Annotated in this window: 19 protein-coding genes; 13 read left to right on the top strand and 6 right to left on the bottom strand. The window is 61.7% G+C overall.

Annotation, left to right across the window (positions count from 1 at the left end; translation table 11 throughout):
- On the top strand, positions 1-838 hold an 838-nt coding region (locus tag Q0Y42_RS12635), incomplete at its 5' end, for an FAD-dependent oxidoreductase (protein ID WP_297804314.1).
- 4 nt (positions 839-842) lie between these two features.
- Here the strand turns inward: Q0Y42_RS12635 and Q0Y42_RS12630 are convergent.
- Entirely contained in the window at positions 843-1,784 is a 942-nt protein-coding gene (locus tag Q0Y42_RS12630) for a hypothetical protein (protein WP_297804312.1), read from the bottom strand.
- A 223-nt stretch (positions 1,785-2,007) separates the two neighbouring features.
- On the opposite strand from Q0Y42_RS12630, the gene rpmF reads away from it, so the two are divergent.
- From rpmF to lpdA, 9 genes are all read left to right on the top strand, one after another.
- Entirely contained in the window at positions 2,008-2,190 is a 183-nt protein-coding gene (gene rpmF, locus Q0Y42_RS12625) for a 50S ribosomal protein L32 (protein ID WP_292053488.1), read from the top strand.
- Between the two features lie 108 nt (positions 2,191-2,298).
- Entirely contained in the window at positions 2,299-2,880 is a 582-nt protein-coding gene (locus tag Q0Y42_RS12620) for a hypothetical protein (protein WP_297804309.1), read from the top strand.
- 98 nt (positions 2,881-2,978) lie between these two features.
- The gene (gene eno, locus Q0Y42_RS12615; RefSeq protein ID WP_297804307.1) at positions 2,979-4,256 is read left to right on the top strand and encodes a phosphopyruvate hydratase; all 1,278 of its coding nucleotides are present in this window, start codon (positions 2,979-2,981) and stop codon (positions 4,254-4,256) included.
- Positions 4,257-4,403: 147 nt separating this feature from the next.
- Positions 4,404-4,736, top strand: a complete 333-nt coding sequence (locus Q0Y42_RS12610) for a septum formation initiator family protein (RefSeq protein WP_297804305.1) — start codon at positions 4,404-4,406, stop codon at positions 4,734-4,736.
- A gap of 114 nt (positions 4,737-4,850) precedes the next feature.
- Entirely contained in the window at positions 4,851-5,882 is a 1,032-nt protein-coding gene (pdhA, locus tag Q0Y42_RS12605) for a pyruvate dehydrogenase (acetyl-transferring) E1 component subunit alpha (RefSeq protein WP_297804303.1), read from the top strand.
- 2 nt (positions 5,883-5,884) lie between these two features.
- A complete protein-coding gene (locus Q0Y42_RS12600) occupies positions 5,885-6,313 on the top strand; it encodes a hypothetical protein (protein WP_297804302.1) in 429 nt (142 codons plus the stop codon).
- Complete coding sequence (locus Q0Y42_RS12595; protein ID WP_297804300.1) at positions 6,310-7,671, top strand: pyruvate dehydrogenase complex E1 component subunit beta; 1,362 nt, start codon at positions 6,310-6,312, stop codon at positions 7,669-7,671. The genes Q0Y42_RS12600 and Q0Y42_RS12595 overlap by 4 nt, the downstream gene beginning before the upstream one ends.
- Positions 7,668-8,939 (top strand): pyruvate dehydrogenase complex dihydrolipoamide acetyltransferase, encoded by a 1,272-nt coding sequence (locus Q0Y42_RS12590; RefSeq protein WP_297804298.1) that lies wholly within the window; start codon positions 7,668-7,670, stop codon positions 8,937-8,939. The genes Q0Y42_RS12595 and Q0Y42_RS12590 overlap by 4 nt, the downstream gene beginning before the upstream one ends.
- 11 nt (positions 8,940-8,950) lie before the next feature.
- Positions 8,951-10,369: a dihydrolipoyl dehydrogenase gene (gene lpdA / locus Q0Y42_RS12585; RefSeq protein ID WP_297804295.1), complete on the top strand. Its 1,419-nt coding sequence runs from the start codon at positions 8,951-8,953 to the stop codon at positions 10,367-10,369.
- Positions 10,370-10,827: 458 nt separating this feature from the next.
- On the opposite strand, the gene Q0Y42_RS12580 is transcribed toward lpdA, so the two are convergent.
- On the bottom strand, positions 10,828-11,010 hold the full coding sequence (locus Q0Y42_RS12580) for a DUF3606 domain-containing protein (RefSeq protein ID WP_297804293.1): 183 nt from the start codon (positions 11,008-11,010) through the stop codon (positions 10,828-10,830).
- A gap of 26 nt (positions 11,011-11,036) precedes the next feature.
- On the bottom strand, positions 11,037-11,567 hold the full coding sequence (locus Q0Y42_RS12575) for a hypothetical protein (RefSeq protein WP_297804291.1): 531 nt from the start codon (positions 11,565-11,567) through the stop codon (positions 11,037-11,039).
- Between the two features lie 115 nt (positions 11,568-11,682).
- On the opposite strand from Q0Y42_RS12575, the gene Q0Y42_RS12570 reads away from it, so the two are divergent.
- The 3 genes from Q0Y42_RS12570 (at position 11,683) to Q0Y42_RS12560 (ending at position 14,225) form a co-directional block, all read left to right on the top strand.
- Entirely contained in the window at positions 11,683-12,687 is a 1,005-nt protein-coding gene (locus tag Q0Y42_RS12570) for a cysteine synthase A (RefSeq protein WP_297804289.1), read from the top strand.
- Between the two features lies 1 nt (position 12,688).
- Entirely contained in the window at positions 12,689-13,633 is a 945-nt protein-coding gene (gene gcvA, locus Q0Y42_RS12565) for a transcriptional regulator GcvA (protein ID WP_297804287.1), read from the top strand.
- 97 nt (positions 13,634-13,730) lie between these two features.
- Positions 13,731-14,225, top strand: a complete 495-nt coding sequence (locus Q0Y42_RS12560) for a hypothetical protein (RefSeq protein WP_297804285.1) — start codon at positions 13,731-13,733, stop codon at positions 14,223-14,225.
- Position 14,226: 1 nt separating this feature from the next.
- Here the strand turns inward: Q0Y42_RS12560 and trpC are convergent, their stop codons facing one another.
- From trpC to Q0Y42_RS12545, 3 genes are read right to left on the bottom strand one after another with little or no spacing between them, the layout of a single operon-like run.
- Complete coding sequence (gene trpC, locus Q0Y42_RS12555) at positions 14,227-15,033, bottom strand: indole-3-glycerol phosphate synthase TrpC (RefSeq protein WP_297804283.1); 807 nt, start codon at positions 15,031-15,033, stop codon at positions 14,227-14,229.
- Complete coding sequence (gene trpD, locus Q0Y42_RS12550; RefSeq protein ID WP_297804281.1) at positions 15,030-16,061, bottom strand: anthranilate phosphoribosyltransferase; 1,032 nt, start codon at positions 16,059-16,061, stop codon at positions 15,030-15,032. Before trpD ends, trpC begins: the two co-directional genes overlap by 4 nt.
- Positions 16,062-16,065: 4 nt before the next feature.
- Complete coding sequence (locus tag Q0Y42_RS12545) at positions 16,066-16,656, bottom strand: aminodeoxychorismate/anthranilate synthase component II (protein WP_297804279.1); 591 nt, start codon at positions 16,654-16,656, stop codon at positions 16,066-16,068.
- Positions 16,657-16,760 lie beyond the last annotated feature (104 nt).

Genomic DNA, 16,760 nt, shown 5'->3' with positions numbered 1-16,760 from the left:
CGTCGCGACCGAGGATGCGGAAATCCCGCGCATCGAAGCCATTCTTGAGCAGGGCCGCATCAATGGCGTCGAGGGTCTGGAAGAGCTGACGGGCGCGCAGGCGCGGGCGCTGGAACCCCAGTTGAACGCCGTGGCGGCCATCCTGTCCCCCGAGAGCGGAGTCTTTGACAGCCACGGCTATATGTCCGCTTTGGAAGGCGAGATCGAAGCGGCGGGCGGGTCGGTTGTGACCGCCGCGCCGTTCGAAGGGGCCGAACCGCTGACCGGTGGTGGCTTCTCGATCCGCGTCGGCGGCGAGGGGGCGACGACGGTCACCTCGCGTCTGCTGGTTACGGCGGCGGGTCTGTCGGCACAGTCGGTCGCAGCCTCTATCGAGGGCTATCCCACCGCCGATATTCCGCAGGGCCATTATGGAAAGGGCGTCTATTTCCGCCTTTCGGGACCGGCACCGTTCAACCGTCTGATTTATCCGCCGCCCATTCCGGGGGCGCTGGGCACCCATTACCGCAAGGATCTGGGTGGGCAGGGCGTGTTCGGCCCTGATCTGGTCTATGTGGAGGCCGAGGACTATTCGGTCGATCCGGCCAAGGCGCAGGAGTTCGCCGAATACATCCGCCGTTTCTGGCCAAATGTGCGCGTCGAGGCGCTTTCGGCTGACTATGCGGGCATCCGTCCCAAGCTGCATGGTGCGGGCGAGGCCCAGCCGGACTTCCAACTGCATGGACAGGACACCCACGGCATTGAAGGGCTGATGGCCCTGTTCGGGATTGAAAGTCCGGGGCTGACCAGCTCCATGGCCATCGGCGAGACCGTGGCCACGGCGCTGTTGGCGGACTGACCGCCTAGTCCAGAAGTGACAGCGGTACGATGGCCACAGTGAACGGGCGTTCCGGCGTATCCGTGGCGCGCTTGTTCAGCTGGCTGTTGCCGATGACCAAGCCTTGGCTGGTCAGGGCGGCGGTGGCGGGCCACGTCAGCTCGGGCGGGGTGATGCGCTTTTGAACGGTCGCTTGCGACAGATCGGCTGAAAGCTTCAGCGAAACGATCTCCTGATGCGGTTGGCGAACGACAAACAGTTGATCACCGGAGACCAGCAAACCATCGCCGCCATCGAGCGGGCCACCGGATACCGCGATGGGGGTAATGGCCTTGCTCGCGGTATCGATACGGAAAAGCTCGCCGCGCCCCATGTGAATGACAATCAGATAGCGGCCATCGGCGGTCGCGGCGATGCCGTTCAGGTTGGCACCGTCTCCATAGGGGATGGGGCTGTTGCTCAGGTCGATCCATGGCTCCAGTGCGCCGTCGCGCACGTCGCGGGTAGACGCGCGCCACAGAACGGGGCGTCGGGTGTCGGTGAAATAGGCACCGCTGTCGGTGACGACGACATCGTTGATCAGAGTGTTGCCCGCAGGGGTCGAGAATCGAGCCAGCACCTCGCCCGAATCAGAATTGACCACATAGGCGGCTCCGGTCATGCCGCCTGCGACCCAAACGCGATTCTGTTGGTCCACCTTCAGGCCCAGTGCCTTTACGCCATCCATGGCGGCATGGGCGGGATCGAGCGGCGACGCGATGACCGCGCCGCTTCCGTCGGTGGGGTTGATGCGGCCCAGAACGCCGGTGGTGGCCGAGTTCACATAGATATGGCCGTCGACCGGAGAGACGGCGATGCCCTCCGGATACTGGATTTCAGCGGGCAGGGGTATTTGGCGGGCGTTTTCCTGCGCTGCAGAGGCTGATGCTACGCATGCCGCTACAGCGGCCAGAGTGACGATTTTCATTATGTTAGCCACCGAAATCCTCCCAAATGCTTATGTTCGATAATTATGACTAACAGTGTTATTTGTGATGTCCAGCAGGATCATAGGTCTCCGTTAAATGGATGGCTTGAAATTGTCCCCGGCATCATGCATAAGCGCGGCCTCGTGTGGCGGTCCGGTTTTCGTGGCCGCCGCTATTGTTTTTCGCGCCTTCCGGCGCACCGACTTAGAGATTGAGACGGACATGGCCGTTCCGAAGCGCAAAGTATCCCCGTCCCGTCGTAACATGCGCCGTGCGCATGACGCCCTGGGCGCAAACACCTATGTGGAAGACAAGGACACCGGCGAGCTGCGTCGTCCGCACCACATCGACCTGAAGACCGGCATGTACCGCGGTCGTCAAGTCCTGACCCAAGCCGAAGACTAAGTCTTAGGGTCAAATCCAGCCTCGGCTGGAGACTGAATATCCGGAAACGGCACGCGAACGCATCGCGTGCCGTTTTCGTGCGTTATGGGCCCAACAACGGAGTGGGACATGACGATAGGCAAACGCGTTACGGCTTGGATTGCAGCGGCCATGGCCGCGGGGTCTGTTGCCGGCTGTACGGTAACGGCCCAAGCGGATGCCTTGGCAGGCGGTCCGGACGTGATCACACCCGATGGCTTTGGCGTCCTGAGGATCGGGATGAGCCGCGCCGAGATTGACGCAGCTCTGGGGCCAACCCCGACCGAGGGTGAGTGGGCGTCGGACGAGTGCGAATACTATTCGCCCCTCAATGCGCCGGACGACCTGCTGGTGATGGTCGAAAATGGCGTCCTCACACGCATCACCGTAATGGGCGAGCTGCCCGTGCGAACGGCGGACGGCGTGGGGCTAGGGGAACCGATAGAGCCGCTGAAAGCCCGCTATCAGACCAATGGAAGCTGGACGCCCCATGTCTATGTCGAGCCGCCTGCGGGCTATCTGACGCTCTGGGCCGATGGCATCCGGCGGGACAACCAGTTTTATGACGCCGAGGGCGCGCGGGGTCTGGTGCTGGAAGCCGATATCGACGGCAAGGTCGCCTATATCCACGCCGGTACGCCCAGCATCCAATATGTCGAAGGCTGTTCCTGACCTCTGAAACGCGAAATCGTCGGCGATAGTTGGCGATTCGCGGCTGCATGGTCTAAACGGGCGCCAATCGTTTCTCTTATGCGCCTCTGGGATGCCTTATGACCGATATTGCTGACATCGTTGCCCGCCAGATTCTCGACAGCCGGGGCAATCCGACGGTCGAAGTGGATGTGATCCTGGAGGACGGCTCGTTTGGCCGCGCTGCGGTGCCGTCGGGTGCCTCGACCGGTGCCCACGAGGCTGTCGAACTGCGCGACGGCGATAAGGACGTTTATCTGGGCAAGGGCGTCCAGAAGGCTGTTGACGCCGTGAACGGCGAAATCTTCGACGCTCTGTCGGGCTTCGACGCCGAAGACCAGCGCCGCATCGACGAAACCCTGATCGAACTGGACGGCACCGAGAACAAGGCTCGCCTCGGCGCCAACGCCATCCTCGGCGTGTCGCTGGCCGTGGCCAAGGCTTCGGCCATCTCGGCCAACCTGCCGCTGCACCGCTACATCGGCGGCGTTTCGGCCCGCATCCTGCCGACCCCGATGATGAACATCATCAACGGCGGCGCGCACGCCGACAACCCGATCGACATCCAAGAATTCATGATCATGCCGACGGGCGCGGCCACCTTCTCGGATGGTCTGCGTATGGGCGCTGAAATCTTCCACGCGCTGAAGAAGCAGCTGAAGGACGCCGGTCACAACACCAACGTCGGCGACGAAGGTGGCTTCGCCCCGAACCTCGCCTCGGCTGAGGAAGCCCTGAGCTTCATCACCAAGGCCGGTCAGGCTGCTGGCTATCTGGCAGGCGAAGACTTCCACCTCGCGCTGGACGTTGCCTCGACCGAGTTCTTCAAGGGCGGCAAGTACAACCTCGCAGGCGAAGGCAAGAATTTCGACGCGGACGGCATGGTGTCCTACCTCGCCGATCTGGTCGAACGCTTCCCGATCGTCTCGATCGAGGACGGCTGCGCCGAGGACGACTTCGAGGGCTGGAAGCTGCTGACCGAGCGTCTGGGCGAACGCGTCCAGCTGGTGGGTGACGACCTGTTCGTGACCAATCCGGCCCGTCTGGCTGCTGGCATTGGCGAAGGTCTGGCCAACTCCATCCTCGTGAAGGTCAACCAGATCGGCACCCTGTCGGAAACGCTGGATGCCGTCGATATGGCGCACCGTGCCGGCTACACCGCCGTCATGTCGCACCGCTCGGGTGAGACCGAGGACGCCACCATCGCCGACTTGGCCGTGGCGACCAACTGCGGTCAGATCAAGACCGGCTCGCTGGCCCGTTCGGACCGGGTGGCCAAGTATAACCAACTGCTGCGTCTGGAAGAAATGCTGGGCGACAACGGCGTGTACTACGGCGACGGCATGCTGCTGCGCTAAGCTTTGCGGGAAGGGCGAGCCCCTTCGAATTGCAAAGAATTTTAAAATCTCCGTCGCCGGATCTCTGGCGGCGGAGTTTTTAATTGTTGGCTAACCATTTTCGGGCACGGGTTGGATTCGTGCCCACGCTCAGAAGGAGCGGCGTCAGTGTTTGAGCAGATGAAGCCCTATATTCCGTCAGTGCTGATCTTGTTTGCGTTGCTGTACGTCGGCATCCATGGCCTGACGGGTGAGCGTGGCCTGTTGAGCACCAAGGCGCGTGAGGAACTGCTGGCCAAGCGTCAGGCAGAACTGGCCCATGTCCTTGAAGAACGGCAGGATCTTGAGGTGCGCGTCCGCTATATGCGCTCCAGCAGCCTGTCGCGTGATCTGTTGGAAGAACGGGCCCGTGCGGTGATCGGTTTTGCCGATCCGCGCGACTATGTTGTGCATGTCGGCGCACAGAATTCGCACAACCGTAACGAGACTCGCGCAGGCTAAACTCGTGTTACAACACGAAACTGCGCTTTGCTAACGCGGAACCAAGGCTGCTAAAGCCCTTTTCATCGTAATGAAAAGAGTCCCCGTAACAGGGGCGTAACCGGGAGATGCCGGATGGCGAAAGCCACGGTTCAGAAGTCTTCGCCCGACGCGGGCGGTAACAAGATTCCGAACACGCCACAGGCTTCGAAAGAAGATCTGCTGCGTTACTATCGCGAGATGGTCCTGATCCGCCGCTTTGAAGAGCGTGCCGGTCAACTGTACGGCATGGGACTGATCGGTGGCTTCTGCCACCTGTATATCGGTCAGGAGGCCGTTGCGGTTGGCGTGCAGGAAAGCGTCAAGCAAGGCCACGACAAGATCATCACGGGCTATCGCGACCACGGCCACATGCTGGCTGCGGGCATGGACCCGAACGCTGTCATGGCCGAACTAACCGGCCGCGCTGGTGGTTCTTCCAAGGGCAAGGGCGGTTCGATGCACATGTTCGACGTGCCGACCGGCTTCTATGGCGGTCACGGCATCGTGGGCGCGCAGGTTGCTCTGGGCACCGGTCTGGCCTTCGCAGGCAAGTACCGTGGCGATGACTCGGTCAGCTTCATCTACTTCGGTGATGGCGCTTCGAACCAGGGTCAGGTCTACGAGAGCTTCAACATGGCCCAGCTGTGGAAGCTGCCGGCCATCTACATCATCGAAAACAACCAGTACGCCATGGGCACCAGCATCGAGCGTTCGTCGTCCACGACCGAACTGTTCATGCGCGGCGCATCGTTCGGCATTCCGGGCGAGCAGGTCGACGGCATGGACGTTCTGGCCGTGCGTGACGCCACCGCCCGTGCGGTCGAGCGCGCCCGCAACGGCGAGGGTCCGTACATCCTTGAGGTGAAGACCTATCGCTACCGCGGTCACTCAATGTCCGATCCGGCGAAGTACCGCACCAAGGAAGAGGTGGACGAGGTCAAGAAGACCCGCGACCCGATCGACCATATCAAGGTGTTGCTGGCCGAAGCCAAGGTCACCGAAGAAGAACTGAAGGCTGTCGACAACGAGGTGAAAGCCATCGTCGCCGAAGCCGTCCAATTTGCACAAGAGAGCCCGGAGCCGGACGCTTCGGAACTCTACACCGACGTTTACGTGGAGGCCTGAGTTTGGGACCGGAATCGGGTTTGACTTGGGAAGGCATAGAGAGCGGTCTTGACCGCTTGTCCTACCCTGAAATGTCTCACTCGGTTCAGGCAGGAAGTCTGTATTTGGGCGTGAGCGGTAGCAATCGCCAAGAGAAAACGACTGAATGGTACGCAGTCATTTTTTCGAACGTACAGGCTTTCTGGGCCATCGAAGACGCTCATTACGCGGCGTTGGGTGGTGAAGTGAAAACGGGATGTGCGTTGAACAAGACCAAGTCTTCAACGGCCCTAGATCGCTTCGGCGCTATCCAAACTGCGGAGCCTCTTCAGCACTATGCACTTTTGGGAGGCTTTATGCAGTACGAGGTACTCAGCCCTTATGAGCCGACTATTGTTCGATATGACAACGAAGCTGCAGCCGTGAACGCAGCTCAAGAGGTTCTTAAATGACCGACATTCTGATGCCGGCGCTGTCGCCCACCATGGAAGAGGGCACGCTGACCAAATGGCACATCAAGGCGGGTGACGTTGTCTCCGCTGGCCAGGTCATTGCCGAGATTGAAACCGACAAGGCCACGATGGAAGTCGAGGCCGTGGACGAGGGCGAAGTGCTCGAAATCCTCGTCGCCGAAGGCTCGGAAGGCGTGAAGGTCAACACCCCGATCGCCCGTCTGGCGGGCGACGAGGCTGCGCCTGCGCCGAAGAAGGCCGAGGCCGAACCGATGACCCAGACCGAGGCCGAGGCTCCGGTCGCGGCCAAGGCGGCTGCGGCTCCGGCTGCGCGTCCGACCGCAGACCTGCGCGATCCGGAAATTCCCGCTGACGCCAAGCTGGTGAAGACCACCATCCGTGACGCCTTGCGTGACGCGATGGCCGAGGAAATGCGCCGCGACGACGCCGTGTTCCTGATGGGTGAGGAAGTCGCCCAGTATCAGGGGGCCTATAAGGTCAGCCGCGAACTGCTGCAGGAATTCGGCCCGCAGCGCGTGGTCGATACCCCGATTACCGAGCACGGCTTTGCCGGTCTCGGCGTCGGTGCCGCCATGGCCGGTCTGAAGCCTATCGTCGAGTTCATGACGTGGAACTTCGGCATGCAGGCCATCGACCACATCATCAACTCGGCCGCCAAGACCCTGTACATGTCGGGCGGTCAGATCCGTTGCCCGATCGTGTTCCGTGGTCCGAACGGTGCGGCCAGCCGCGTGGCGGCCCAGCACAGCCAAGACTACTCGGCATGGTACGCCCAGATTCCGGGCCTGAAGGTGATTGCGCCGTATGACGCCGCAGACGCCAAGGGCCTGCTGAAGGCCGCCATCCGCGACCCGAACCCCGTCGTCTTCCTCGAGCACGAGATGATGTACGGTCTCGAGTTCGACGTGCCGGACGTTGAAGATTACGTCGTGCCGATCGGCAAGGCCAAGGTCCGCCGCGAAGGCACCGATGTCACCATCACGGCCCACAGCCGTATGGTCGGCTTTGCCCTGCAAGCCGCAGAGCAACTGGCCGAAGAGGGCATCTCGGCCGAGGTTGTCGACCTGCGTACCCTGCGTCCGCTGGACACCGACACCATCATCGAAAGCGTCAAGAAGACCAACCGTCTGGTCTCGGCTGAAGAGGGCTGGGGCCGTATGGGCGTGGGTGCCGAAGTGGTCGCCTGCGTGATCGCTGAAGCCTTCGACTATCTGGATGCCCCGCCGCTGCGCGTGCACCAGGAAGACGTTCCGCTGCCGTACGCTGCGAACCTCGAAGCCCTGTCGCTGCCGGGCGTCGACAAGATCGTGGCCGCTGTGAAGCAGGTGATGGCATGACAGACATCCTGATGCCCGCCCTGTCTCCGACGATGGAGGAGGGCGTTCTGGCCAAATGGCATATCAAGGTGGGCGACGTCGTCTCCGCCGGTGATGTCATCGCCGAGATCGAAACCGACAAGGCCACGATGGAAGTCGAGGCCGTGGACGAGGGCGAGGTTCTGGAAATCCTCGTCGCCGAGGGTTCGGAAGGGGTGAAGGTCAACACCCCGATCGCCCGTCTGGCTGGGGACGATGCCGCGCCTGCGCCGAAGAAGGCCGAGGCGGCTCCGGCTGCGGAAGCCCCTAAGGAAGCGCCCAAGGCTGAGGCCCCGAAGGCTGAGAACAAGGCCGCTCAGGCTCCGGTCGCGGCGTCGGGCGAGCGCATCTTTGCCTCGCCGCTGGCTCGCCGTCTGGCGGCCATGGCTGGCCTTGATCTGAAGGCTATCAAGGGCACTGGCCCGCATGGCCGTATCGTCAAGCGCGACGTCGAGGCTGCTCAGGCATCTGGCGGTGCCAAGGCTCCGGCTCAGGCGGCTGCTCCGGCGGCTGCCGAGGCCAAGGCCACGCCGTCGCTGGCCCAGATGGGCATTGCCGACGGCACCTATGACCTGATCCCGCTGGACGGCATGCGCAAGGCCATTGCCCGCCGCATGGTCGAGAGCGTGAACAACGTCCCGCACTTCCCGCTGTTCATCGACGTGGAACTGGACGCCCTGATGGCGGCCCGCGCCCAGATCAACAAGATGCTGGAGCCGCGCGGTATCAAGGTGTCGGTCAACGACTTCGTCATCAAGGCCGCTGCGATGGCCCTTAAGGCCGTGCCGGAAGCCAACGCTTCCTACACGCCGGAAGGCATCGCCATGCACCACAATGCCGATGTGTCTATGGCCGTGGCGATCGATGGCGGGCTGATCACCCCGATCATCCGCAAGGCCGAGACCAAGGGTCTGGCGCAAATCGCGACCGAGTCCAAGGACCTCGCCTCGCGTGCCCGCGACCGCAAGCTGAAGCCGGAAGAGTTCCAGGGCGGCACCTTCTCGGTGTCCAACCTCGGCATGTTCGGCATCAAGCAGTTCACCTCGATCATCAATGAGCCGCAGGGCTGCATCATGAGCGTGGGTGCGGGCGAGCAGCGTCCGGTCGTCAAGAACGGCGAGCTGACCGTGGCCACCGTCATGACCGTGACCCTGACCTGCGATCACCGCGTGGTCGATGGCGCGACGGGTGCCCGCTTCTTGCAAGCCTTCAAGCCGCTGCTTGAAAACCCGCTGTCGATGCTGGCCTGAGGATCAAGCGCATGAGTGATTTTGATCTCGTAGTGATCGGCTCTGGCCCCGGCGGTTACGTCGCGGCCATCCGCGCCAGCCAGCTGGGCCTGAAGGTCGCTATCGTCGAGCGTGAGAACCTCGGCGGTATCTGCCTGAACTGGGGCTGTATCCCGACCAAGGCCCTGCTGAAGTCGGGCGAGAAGTTCGAGAGCCTGTCGCACCTGAAGGAATACGGCCTGTCCGCCTCGGGCGCGTCGTTCGACTTCGACGCCATCATCCAGCGTTCGCGCGGGGTAGCCAAACAGCTCAATCAGGGCGTTGGCTTCCTGATGAAGAAGAACAAGATCGAGGTCATCGAGGGCACCGCCAAACTGGAAAAGGGCCCAAATTCTAAAGATGGCTCGGCTCCCAAGGTGGTCGTGACCCTGAACAAGGGCGGCGAGCAGGTTCTGAACGCAAAGAACGTGATGCTGGCCGTGGGCGCTCGCGCCCGCGCCTTGCCGCAGATCGGCCTTGAGGCTGACGGCGACAAGATCTGGGCCTACCGCGATGCGCTGGCCCCGAAGAAGCTGCCCAAGACCTTTGTGGTCATCGGCTCGGGTGCCATCGGCATCGAGTTCGCCAGCTTCTATCGCGCCCTCGGTTCCGAAGTGACCGTGGTGGAAGCCGTGGATCGCATCATGCCAGTCGAGGACGAAGAAGTGTCCAAGGCCGCCCAGAAGGGCTTCGAAAAGCGCGGCATCAAGTTCAAGACCGGCGCCAAGGTCACCAAGGTCACCAAGACGGCCAAGGGCGTGTCGGTGGCCATCGAGGTCGGCGGCAAGGCCGAGACGCTGGAAGCCGAGGTCTGCATCTCGGCGGTCGGCATCACGGCCAACACCGACGGCATCGGGCTGGAGGCTTTGGGCGTCGAGCTGGACCGCGGTCACATCAAGACCGACAGCCACTGCCAGACCAACGTAAAGGGCCTCTATGCCATCGGCGACTGCGCCGGTGCGCCGTGGCTGGCCCACAAGGCCTCGCACGAGGGCATCCACGCGGCGGAACATATCGCGGGCTTTAAAACCCCGAACGTGCATTCGCCCATCGCCGGTTGCACCTATGCCCAGCCTCAGGTCGCGTCGGTCGGCGTGACGGAGCAGGGCGCTCGTGAAGCCAAGCGCGAGGTCAAGATCGGCCGCTTCCCGTTCCGCGTGAACGGCAAGGCCATCGCTTCGGGTGAAACCGAGGGCTTCGTAAAGGTGATCTTCGACGCCAAGACGGGTGCCCTGATCGGCGCACACATGATCGGCCACGAGGTCACCGAGATGATCCAGGGCTACGTCACCGCCATCACCATGGAAGCGACGGAAGAGGACATCCACGGCATCGTCTACCCGCACCCGACCATGTCGGAAGCCATGCACGAAGCCGCCCTCGACGCCTACGGCCGCGTGATCCACATCTGATCACAGCGAGAGCGCTAAAACGACAAAAGGCCCCGGTATCCCCGGGGCCTTTTTTCAGCTACGGCACGTGCCGGCTTTATCCTTCGCCTTGCACTCGTTGCACAGGTCGCCGCTTGAAGGTTTTGTCGCGCGCTCAGTGTAGTCGGCAGTGGGCCAATTTTGACAGTTGCGGCACCAGTGCCATGTGTCGCTGTTGTTGCGCCTACGGTAAGCCATTTCACTCCCCCGAGTTAAAAGATATAGCGCAGCTTATAATGCAACCTTGCGTTGTCAAGATGACCTTGTCTTACCGCTTCTTGCTCAGTTCTGCGACAATACCCGCCACCCGCGCCGTCGTGCTCCGACAAGCCGCGACGCGGCGCAGATCGGGGCATCCACAAAACACTTGAAGCCTACACAGCCGCCTAAAACTGGATCCTCCGGTCAAGCCGGAGGATGACGACGGGCAGGGATGGGCTTCAGCGCTTCTTGCCCAGTTCGGCGGCAATGTCCTTGGTCATGCACACGACTTTGCGGTGAGCCGTGACGATCTGATCGCGCGTCACGCCCCACTTCTTCATCCAGTACTCCACCGACTGACGCTCAGTCAGGTCGATGCGGTCCTTATCGATGAAGCCGCGCTTGTCTTTAAGGCCAGCCATGTTCGGCTCCGTCGTGATCTAAGATTTTATCGGGACTGATATTCCCTTGATAAAGCAAGAAGGACGTTAAGAGCGCTATTAATGAGAGATGCATCGATCTTCATCTCGACTTCATTTCCAAGCTTAGTTCTAGAAGCCAACACGAACGGCTGCGTCCTAAAGAGAGGAGATGGTGGCTCGGTATCCTCCCTCGTCACGCGCTCATCTAAATGAGAAAATGCATCCCGAACGTCAGTGATGTGCGGATGATCGAGTTGAAATTGATCCAATAACACACTTAAATTTGTGCGCTGGCTGCGGTTTATGAATGCTCTTGCAAACTTAATGAATAGTGCTGCTTCATGAGCGACGCTCCTAGCAGCTGCAATATTTCGAGCCACATCAGTTAAGCCGTCTCCGGCTGAAGGGTTGTATTGTAAGCTGCCGATATAGGTTCGTATGGAGGCATCGAGGATTACGGCTTGGAAGAATACCTGAGCGTGCGCCCCTTTCGCCTTAGAGGGCACGACCATTTGGGTCCACGCACGCTGTATGCGAAGCCAATCGATCTCTGCCATTGTTTGCTGCATAGGGCTGTATCCACTCCATGAGCGTAGTGACGCATATTTATTGTTAGATTCCCTAAAACCTGCCTAAAAGGAGCAAAGCTCCTTTTGCAGTGCGGAATTCTAAATGCGTGTCGCGTCTGATGTCCTGGGCCTGATTGGCAATACCCCGTTGGTGCGGCTTAAGGCTGCGTCGGAGGCGGCGGGGTGTGACATCTATGGCAAGGCCGAGTTTCTGAATGCGGGGCAGTCGATCAAGGATCGGGCTGCCCTCAGCATCATCCTGAAAGCGCGGGCCAGCGGGGCGTTGAAGCCTGGCGGGACGATCGTGGAAGGCACGGCGGGCAATACCGGCATTGGCTTGGCCATGGTCGGGGCGGCGCTGGGCCATCCGGTCGTGATCGTGATGCCGCGCACCCAGACCGAGGAAAAGAAGCGGGCGGTGCGTCTGCACGGTGCCAAGCTGATCGAGGTCGATCCGGCCCCGTTCAGCAGCCCGAACCACTTCGTCCATTTCTCCCGCCGACTGGCAGAAGAACTGAACGAAACCGAACCGCACGGCGCATTCTATGCAGACCAGTTCGACAACCTGTCGAACCGTCTGGCGCACTATGAAGGCACCGGCCCCGAAATCTGGGAACAGACGGGTGGTAAGGTTGACGGCTTTATCTGCGCGGTCGGATCGGGCGGTACGCTGGTCGGCACGACACTGTATCTGAAAGAAAAGAACCCGAACCTGAAAGTCGGCCTGTCGGACGTGCCGGGCGCGGCGCTGTATTCCTATTTCAAGGATGGCGTGCTGAAGGGCGAGGGCAGCTCCATCACCGAGGGCATCGGTGTGAACCGCATTACCGGCAACCTGACGGGGCTGGATGCGGTGGACTATGCCTATCGCATCGAGGACACCGAGTTCCTGCCCATCCTGTTCGATCTGGTGCGGGACGAGGGCATGTGCCTTGGCGCGTCCAGCGGTGTGAACATCGCGGGCGCGATCCGCATGGCCAAGGAAATGGGCCCCGGCCACACCATCGTGACCGTGCTGTGCGACCCCGGCCAACGCTATGCCAGCAAGCTTTATGATCCGGCTTTCCTGCGTTCGCGCGGGCTGCCGACCGCGGATTGGATGAACTGAGATGGCCAAGGACAGTCCGCTGGACAGCCGTATTCCGCCGCTGAACTCGCTGAAGGCGTTCGAGGCCGCTGCGCGTCGCCTGAACATCACCCGCGCTGCAGAGGAACTGTCGGTGACGCCCGGTGCCATCAGCCAGCAGATCCGCATTCTGGAACAGCATGCGGGCGCGCCACTGTTTTACCGCGAGGGTCGCCAGATTGCCCTGACCGAACTGGGGGCCGAGCTTTATCCGCTGTTGCGTGACGGGTTTGATTATCTGAAGCGGGCAGGGGATTTGCTGTATCGCCCCGACCGTCGCTTTGCCCTGTCGGTGTCGGTGCCGCCGTCGTTTGCCTCCAAATGGCTGACGCCGCGCATCACGCGCTTTCAGGCCCAGAACCCCGAGGTCGAGCTGTGGCTGTCGGCGGATATGCGGCTGGCCGACGTGGCGGGCGGGCGCGTGGACGTGGCCGTGCGCTATGGCCGTGGGCCGTATGCGGGGGTACGCTCTGAACGCCTGATCGGGGCCGATGTGATCCCCGTCTGTGCGCCGCAACTGATGGTGGGCGAAAAGGCGCTGAAGAAGCCTTCGGACCTGAAAAACCACGTCCTGATCCACCTGCGCCCCAGCGAGCTGGAAGAAACGCGCCCCGATTGGGCGATGTGGTTCAAGACGCAGAAGATCAAGGACGTGGATGCCTCACAGGGCACCCGCGTGGACCAGACCGCGCTGGCCATCGACGCCGCCATCCACGGACAGGGCGTGGCGCTGGCCCCCTATGCCTTCGTGGCGGATGATCTGGCGGCGGGTCGCCTCGTCGCGCCGTTCGCCGACGGGGCGCTGACGACCGACATGGCCTACCACGTCCTCACCCGCCGCAGCAGCGTGTCCGAACCGGCAAGGCTGTTCGTGAAGTGGCTGCGGGAAGAGGCGCAGGCGGCAGAGCAGATCGTGGATGATTTGTAGGGATTGGCTTATCTTTTTGCAGACTGGCAAAAGATCACGCTCATTGAGCAATAGTGAAAGAGTTAGATGATTATCTAAATTTAAAAGGGGGAGAAATATGCGTGATTTGCCTAAAGCAGATTTTGCCATGAAGCAGTTGGAGGAGCTTCTTTCGAACCAAAGATATGAATTGGAGCGCTCCAATGTTGTAAATGAACGTTGGATTCTATGGTTGGCGATTGGAAATGGTGTCGCGTTGGTAAGCGTTTCTTCTAAGCTTATCGAAAAAGCTACTGAGTCCTTGGTAGCACTATTAATGCCGAGTTGCTGGCTTTTTGCGCTGGGCCTGATAGCTGCCGGTGCCACAACCCCATCCACTTTGAAAAGGCATCACCTATCGAGAAAGCTGTGGCGTCAATGGACGATTAGCTTTCGTAATGGAGAAGAGCTTCAGCCGATGCCTCAAAACGATGAGGCTACGGAAAAATTTCTCTACAAATTTGAAATAACTTTAGAGATTTTGGCTGCGGCGTTTTTCGCCTTGGGATTGTTGTATCCGCTAGCAACTCTTTGCATGCGCTATTTTTGCACGGGAAGATTTTTTCCGATCTAATTTACTTACCGCACAGCGCCCTAGTCGCCGCCTCAACATCATCCTGACGCATCAGGCTTTCGCCTACGAGGATGGCTTTGGAGTTGGCGGCGGCGACGCGGGCGACGTCTTCAGGGGTGAAGATGCCGCTTTCGGCGACCAGCAGAGCGCGCGACGGGGCCAGCAGGGCCAGCGTCTCGGTGTTGACCAGATCGACCTCGAAGGTGCGTAACGAGCGGTTGTTGATGCCCACCAGCGCATTGTCGCGGTCGCCCACCAGCTTGCTGGCGCGGGCCATTTCATCCGCGTCGTGGGTTTCGATCAGGGCGTCCATGCCGAAGCGGTCGGCCTCGGCTAACAGGTCGGTGGCGAGGGCGTCGTCGATCATGTCCATGATGATCAGGATGCAGTCGGCCCCAAGGGCGCGGCTCTCGGCCACCTGCCAAGGATCGACAAGGAAGTCCTTGCGCAGGCAGGGCAGTGCCACGGCATTGCGGGCGGCCACAAGATAGCTGTCGTCGCCCTGGAAGCTGGGACCATCGGTCAAAACGGACAGACAGGTCGCGCCGCCGCGCTCATAGGCCTGTGCCAGTTCCGGCGGGTTGAAAGCGGGGCGGATCAGGCCCTTGGACGGGCTGGCCTTTTTGATCTCGGCGATCAGGGCGGGGCGGCCCGTTTTGGCAGCGGTCGCGGCCAGCGCATTGCGGAAGCCGCGCGGGGTGGATGCCGCCTTGGCATTGGCTTCGAGGGCATCGAGCGTGATGGCGGCCTTGCGGGCGGCGACTTCCTCGCGCTTGTAATCGGCGATGCGGTTCAGGATGTCGCTCATGCTTCGAACTCTACTGGCGTGTGGGAGGCGTGGATGAGGGCGTCCAGTGCGGCCAAGGCGCGGCCATCGTCGATCACGGCGGCGGCCTGTGCGATGCCCGATTTCAGGTCGTCGGCCACGTCCGACACCACCAGAGCGGCGGCGGCGTTCAGCAGCACGATATCGCGGTAAGGGCCGGTTTGGCCGTTCAGCAGGGCGCGCAGGGCCGCGGCGTTCACCTCGGCATCGCCGCCCTGAATATCGGCCAGAGTTGCGCGGGGCAGGCCCACTTCCTCCGGCGTGATGGTGAAACGGTTGATGTTGCCGTCCTTCCACTCTGCGATCTCGGTCGGGCCTGTGGTGGTCAGCTCGTCAAGGCCGCTGCCGTTGACGGTCCATGCGCGCTTGGCCCCCAGACGGCCCAGCACCTCGACCAGAGGCTCCAGCAGGTTCGGGTCATAGACGCCCATGACCTGACGGTTGGCCCCCGCCGGATTGCACAGCGGCCCAAGCAGGTTGAACACGGTGCGGAAGCCCAGCTCGGCTCGCACCGGACCCACATGGCGCATGGCCCCGTGATAGGTGGGCGCGAACAGGAAGGCGATGCCCGCATCGTTCAGCGCCACGGCCTGCTGCGCGGGCGTGGCATCCAGATTGACGCCCAGCGCGGCCAGCACGTCCGAAGAGCCGGACTTTGAGCTCATGGCGCGGTTGCCGTGCTTGGCGACCTTGAGGCCCGCACCGGCCAGCACGAAGCTGGCGGCGGTGGAGATGTTATAGGTGTGCGCCCCGTCGCCGCCCGTGCCGCAGGTATCGACCACATCCTCGAACGGGTGGTCGAGTTTCAGGGCCGCGGCGCGCATGGCGCGGGCAAAGGCGGTGATCTCATCGACCGTCTCGCCGCGTACGCGCAGGGCGGTGACAGCGGCGGCGACTTGAGCGGGCGTCGGCTCGCCGCGCAGGCAGGCGGCGAAGAAGTTCTGGGCCTCGTCAGCGGACAGGATGTCGCCAGCGACCAGCTTGGCCAAAAGCGGTTTGAAACTGTTCATGGCCTCAGACCATCGCCGTGCGTTTGACGTTGGCGAAATCGAGGAAGTTGCCGATCAGGTCGTGGCCGTGTTCCGTGGCGATGGACTCGGGGTGGAATTGAACGCCGTGGATCGGACGCGTCTTGTGGGACAGGCCCATTATCTCGCCGTCCTCGGTCCATGCCGTCACTTCGAGGCAGTCGGGCAGGGTCTCGCGCTTGACCGCCAGCGAGTGATAGCGCGTGGCCGTGAACGGACGCGGCAAGTCCTTGAACACGCCGCCGCCCTCGTGATGGATCAGCGAGGTCTTGCCGTGCATCAGCGCCTTGGCGCGGACGACCTGACCGCCAAAGGCCTGACCGATCGACTGGTGGCCGAGGCAGACGCCGAAGATCGGCATGTCTTCAGGGGCTTGGGCCAGAATGGGCAGGCAGATGCCCGCTTGGTCCGGATCGCACGGACCGGGGGAGAGAAGGATGGCTTCGGGTTTCAGCGCCAGCGCTTCCTCTACCGTCAGGTCATCGTTGCGGATGACGTGCGTCTGGGCACCCAACTGGGCCAGATAGTGGACGAGGTTGTAGGTGAAGCTGTCGTAGTTATCGACGACGAGGATCATGGGAAGGCTTTTCAATACGGGAGGTCGGCGGTCGCTGTTATGCACAGCTTTAGCCGTGGAATGGGTGGAAGCAAGCGGTCGTTAAACAATCCGCGCGATGATCG

Source organism: uncultured Brevundimonas sp., assembly GCF_947305955.1.
Lineage (GTDB): Bacteria > Pseudomonadota > Alphaproteobacteria > Caulobacterales > Caulobacteraceae > Brevundimonas.
Note: the sequence above shows the minus strand (reverse complement) of the source record. Positions and strands in the feature narration are given on the sequence as shown.

Bases quoted from the DNA above. Each gene is read 5' to 3' on its own strand.
- Q0Y42_RS12630 (WP_297804312.1), bottom strand. From the start codon at position 1,784: ATGAAAATCGTCACTCTGGCCGCTGTAGCGGCATGCGTAGCATCAGCC.
- rpmF (WP_292053488.1), top strand. From the start codon at position 2,008: ATGGCCGTTCCGAAGCGCAAAGTATCCCCGTCCCGTCGTAACATGCGC.
- Q0Y42_RS12620 (WP_297804309.1), top strand. From the start codon at position 2,299: ATGACGATAGGCAAACGCGTTACGGCTTGGATTGCAGCGGCCATGGCC.
- eno (WP_297804307.1), top strand. From the start codon at position 2,979: ATGACCGATATTGCTGACATCGTTGCCCGCCAGATTCTCGACAGCCGG.
- pdhA (WP_297804303.1), top strand. From the start codon at position 4,851: ATGGCGAAAGCCACGGTTCAGAAGTCTTCGCCCGACGCGGGCGGTAAC.
- Q0Y42_RS12595 (WP_297804300.1), top strand. From the start codon at position 6,310: ATGACCGACATTCTGATGCCGGCGCTGTCGCCCACCATGGAAGAGGGC.
- Q0Y42_RS12590 (WP_297804298.1), top strand. From the start codon at position 7,668: ATGACAGACATCCTGATGCCCGCCCTGTCTCCGACGATGGAGGAGGGC.
- lpdA (WP_297804295.1), top strand. From the start codon at position 8,951: ATGAGTGATTTTGATCTCGTAGTGATCGGCTCTGGCCCCGGCGGTTAC.
- Q0Y42_RS12580 (WP_297804293.1), bottom strand. From the start codon at position 11,010: ATGGCTGGCCTTAAAGACAAGCGCGGCTTCATCGATAAGGACCGCATC.
- Q0Y42_RS12575 (WP_297804291.1), bottom strand. From the start codon at position 11,567: ATGGCAGAGATCGATTGGCTTCGCATACAGCGTGCGTGGACCCAAATG.
- Q0Y42_RS12570 (WP_297804289.1), top strand. From the start codon at position 11,683: ATGCGTGTCGCGTCTGATGTCCTGGGCCTGATTGGCAATACCCCGTTG.
- gcvA (WP_297804287.1), top strand. From the start codon at position 12,689: ATGGCCAAGGACAGTCCGCTGGACAGCCGTATTCCGCCGCTGAACTCG.
- Q0Y42_RS12560 (WP_297804285.1), top strand. From the start codon at position 13,731: ATGCGTGATTTGCCTAAAGCAGATTTTGCCATGAAGCAGTTGGAGGAG.
- trpC (WP_297804283.1), bottom strand. From the start codon at position 15,033: ATGAGCGACATCCTGAACCGCATCGCCGATTACAAGCGCGAGGAAGTC.
- trpD (WP_297804281.1), bottom strand. From the start codon at position 16,061: ATGAACAGTTTCAAACCGCTTTTGGCCAAGCTGGTCGCTGGCGACATC.
- Q0Y42_RS12545 (WP_297804279.1), bottom strand. From the start codon at position 16,656: ATGATCCTCGTCGTCGATAACTACGACAGCTTCACCTACAACCTCGTC.